The sequence below is a fragment of the Mesorhizobium sp. M7A.F.Ca.CA.002.05.1.1 genome (assembly GCF_003998335.1).
Taxonomy (GTDB): domain Bacteria; phylum Pseudomonadota; class Alphaproteobacteria; order Rhizobiales; family Rhizobiaceae; genus Mesorhizobium.
This window is the reverse complement of sequence record NZ_RZQI01000693.1, coordinates 1-3,246: the sequence shown is the minus strand read 5'-3', so window position 1 is coordinate 3,246 and position 3,246 is coordinate 1. Positions and strand designations below refer to the sequence as shown.

Genomic DNA, 3,246 nt, shown 5'->3' with positions numbered 1-3,246 from the left:
GCCCATACAGTGGCCCAGATCAGGGGTAGCCTGAGGCCGACCGCGAGTGCCGCGAACTGATCGTCGGCGACTGCGCGGAAGGAGAGGCCGATGCGGGTGTAGCGGAAGAACAGCGACAGCAAGAGGACCATGCCGGAAGCAACCACGGCCGCGAAAATATCGAACTGGCTGATCAGCACGCCGCCGATTTCCAGCGGCACATCCTCGATGCCGAGATCGAGGCCGTGGACCTGCGTGCCCCAGATCAGCTGGGCAGCGCCTTCGATGATGTAGGACAGGCCAAGCGTCGCCATGAACAGGGTGATCGGCGGCTTGTTGGTCAGTGGCCTGAGCACCGTGCGCTCGATGGCGATGCCGATCGCCACCATGATGGCGAAGGTGACCACCAGCGCCAGCGCGAAGGGAATGCCGCGCTCGACAAGGCTGACGAAGGTGAGTGCCGCAAACAGCAGCATCGCGCCTTGCGCGAAATTGAGCACGCCCGAGGTCTTGTAGATGAGCACGAAGCCGATCGCGACAAGCGAATACATGACGCCTGAGAGCAGGCCTCCGACGAGCACTTCGATGAAGAACTGGTAGTCGAAACCGGCGATCATATGCCTGCCCCGTCTTCATTGTCCGAGGCGACGCCGAGATAAGCATCGATGACGCGCTGGTCGTTCCTGACTTCATCGGGCGTGGCGTCGGCGATCTTGCGGCCGTAGTCGAGGACGGCGATTCGATCGGACAGACCCATGACGACGCCGACATCGTGCTCGATCAACACCACGGTGGTGGCGAAACGATCGCGCGCGGCACGGACGAAAGCCGCCATCTCGCTCTTTTCGCTCGCTGTCATGCCGGCCATCGGCTCGTCGAGCAAAAGCAGGCGCGGCTCGGCCACCAGAGCGCGGGCCAATTCGACACGCTTCTGCAGCCCATAAGGCAAGGTGCCGACAAGACGGTCGCGAATGGCGGTGAGATGGAGGAATTCGAGGACCTGTTCGGCACGGCTGCGTGAATCGCGCTGCTCGCCACGCGAGCGGCCGATGCCGAGCACCTGGCCGGCAAAGTTGGAGCGAACCTTGTAGGCAAGGCCAGAGGCGATATTGTCGAGGACGCTGAGGCCCTTGAACAGTGCAAGGTTCTGGAAGGTTCTGGCGACGCCGAGATGGGCCAGCCGCTGCGTCGGGACCTGGGCATAGAAGGTACCGTCGAGCTGGACATGGCCACGATCCGGCCTGTAGACGCCGCTGATGACGTTGATCAGCGAGCTCTTGCCGGCCCCGTTAGGGCCGATGATGGCACGGATCTCGCCTGGTAGAACCGACAGGTCGATATCGGCAAGTGCGACGACGCCGCCAAACGACAGGCTTATGCCCTGAAGCGCGAGCAAGGGAGAGGCGGCGTCGGCAACGGACCCTGCCGGCCAGGCGGCATCTTCGAACGACTGCTCCAACCGCAGGCCTGACGGCAAGCCGCGTGCAAAGACTTCCGGCGCATAGACCGAAGCGTCCATCACTCCGAGCGTATAACTGGGCAACGGCATTCCAATCGTCCTCGATTAGGCGCGCAAAATCCTATTGCCGCCCGACGGATCAGCGCGCCGGGCAAGCTTCATGTGTGCAGGCCGGCGCCTGCCCGGCGTGCCTATGGGGTGACTACTCCGCCGCCAGCGACGCCGCCGCCTCGGCATCTTCCAGTTCGCGAACGAGTGGGATGACATGCTTGCCGAAATACTCGACCTCTTCCTGGAAGTGCAGGAAACCGAGCAGGATGAGATCCGCACCCGCGCGCTTCAGGTCGACGACGCGTTGAGCGACCTGCCTGGGGGTGCCGATCAGGTTGGAGCGGAAGCCGTCATTGTACTGGACCAGGTCGTCGAAGGACGATTTCGCCCAATTGCCCTCACCTTCCGGCGAGGCCTTACCGGCGTTCTTGACCTCATGGCCGAAAGCATTGACCGCTTCGGGATTGGCCTTGGCGATGATTTCGGCGAGCACCGTCTTGGCCTCCTCCTCGGTCTCGCGAACGACAGCGAAAGCGTTGACGCCGACCTTGACGGAATGGTTGTTGGCCTTCGCCTTGGCCCTGAGGTCGTCGACCTGCTTGGCGATTTCAGCCGGCGTGTTGCCGTTGGTGAAGTACCAGTCCGAAACCCGTGATGCCATGTCGCGTGCGGCGCGCGACGAGCCACCCTGGAAGATTTCGGGCAGCGGCTGCGGCGGCTTCGGCTTCAGCGAATATTCGTTGAAGCGGTAGAAATCACCACGGAAGGTGAAGCTGTCTTCAGTCCATATTCCGCGCAGCGCACGAATGAATTCTTCCGAGCGGCGGTAGCGCTCGTCATGGTCGAGCCAATGCTCGCCAATGGCGTGGAACTCGCCGCGGAACCAGCCGGAGACAAGATTGATCGCGACGCGGCCGTTGGTCAGGTAGCTGATGGTGGCGATCTGCTTGGCCGCCAGCGCCGGGTTCCATGGCCCGGGCAGGATCGCGGCGATGACCTTGAGCGTGGTGGTCGCCGCCAGCAGATCATGGCTGAACGCCACCGATTCATGCTGTTCGTCGGCGCCGTAGCCAGCGGTGAAACGGATCTGGCTGAGCGCGTAGTCGAAGCCGGACCTCTCGGCGATCTGCGCCAGCTTGCGGTTATACTCGGCCGAATGGTTGGTGCGCTGCTCGATGTTGGAGATCACCAGGCCGCCCGAAACATTCGGCACCCAGTAGGCAAACTTGATCGCGTCGGTCTCTGCGTGTGCCATGAAATGTCTCCCATTCAGGCCGTGTCATTGATCGATCCGGCCGCAGCCGGACTTCGCCGATATTTATTATGTTTATAGAATAAATATACAAAGAAGGATTTTCCGTTTTTGGGGCACTCTTGGGGCGGAAATACCAATTTTCGCTGCCGAACCCGGCCTGCAGATGTCAGCCCGCAAGAGGTCCATGCGCGGCATGGGCGCCGATCGCCTGCGCTGACGGCAGCGTAACCAGCAGCTTGGCAATTTCCCCCGCGACCGCCTGGGCATGGCGGGCGACTTCCGGCAGACCCATGAGCTCGCCGAAAGTGCCTCTTGCCAGCGGGCCGGCGACCAGGAGTGTCGCAACCGCCTCACCGTCCGAGCCGATTGCGCGGCTGTCGAGACTTGTCTCGATGCCAAGTCCATATTGGTCCGTCCTGATCAAGCCGGCTTCCGCCAGCGAGCTCAGCGCCGGGTTCAGCTGTAATGCCTGCCCATGAGCCGGACCCGTAGTGTTGATGAC

General features: G+C 62.3%; 3 protein-coding genes and 1 pseudogene. All 4 read right to left on the bottom strand.

Features of this window, described 5'->3' with window-relative positions; all coding sequences use genetic code 11:
- The coding region (locus tag EN939_RS26765; protein WP_164751240.1) for a branched-chain amino acid ABC transporter permease at nt 1–596 on the bottom strand (596 nt) is incomplete at its 3' end.
- A complete protein-coding gene (locus EN939_RS26760; protein ID WP_127270762.1) occupies nt 593–1,528 on the bottom strand; it encodes an ABC transporter ATP-binding protein in 936 nt (311 codons plus the stop codon). The genes EN939_RS26760 and EN939_RS26765, both read right to left, overlap by 4 nt.
- Before the next feature lie 112 nt (nt 1,529–1,640).
- Entirely contained in the window at nt 1,641–2,744 is a 1,104-nt protein-coding gene (sfnG, locus tag EN939_RS26755; protein ID WP_127270760.1) for a dimethylsulfone monooxygenase SfnG, read from the bottom strand.
- A 166-nt stretch (nt 2,745–2,910) separates the two neighbouring features.
- A pseudogene (locus tag EN939_RS26750) lies at nt 2,911–3,246 on the bottom strand (FAD/NAD(P)-binding protein); the annotation flags it as partial.

Bases quoted from the DNA above. Each gene is read 5' to 3' on its own strand.
- EN939_RS26760 (WP_127270762.1), bottom strand. From the start codon at position 1,528: ATGCCGTTGCCCAGTTATACGCTCGGAGTGATGGACGCTTCGGTCTAT.
- sfnG (WP_127270760.1), bottom strand. From the start codon at position 2,744: ATGGCACACGCAGAGACCGACGCGATCAAGTTTGCCTACTGGGTGCCG.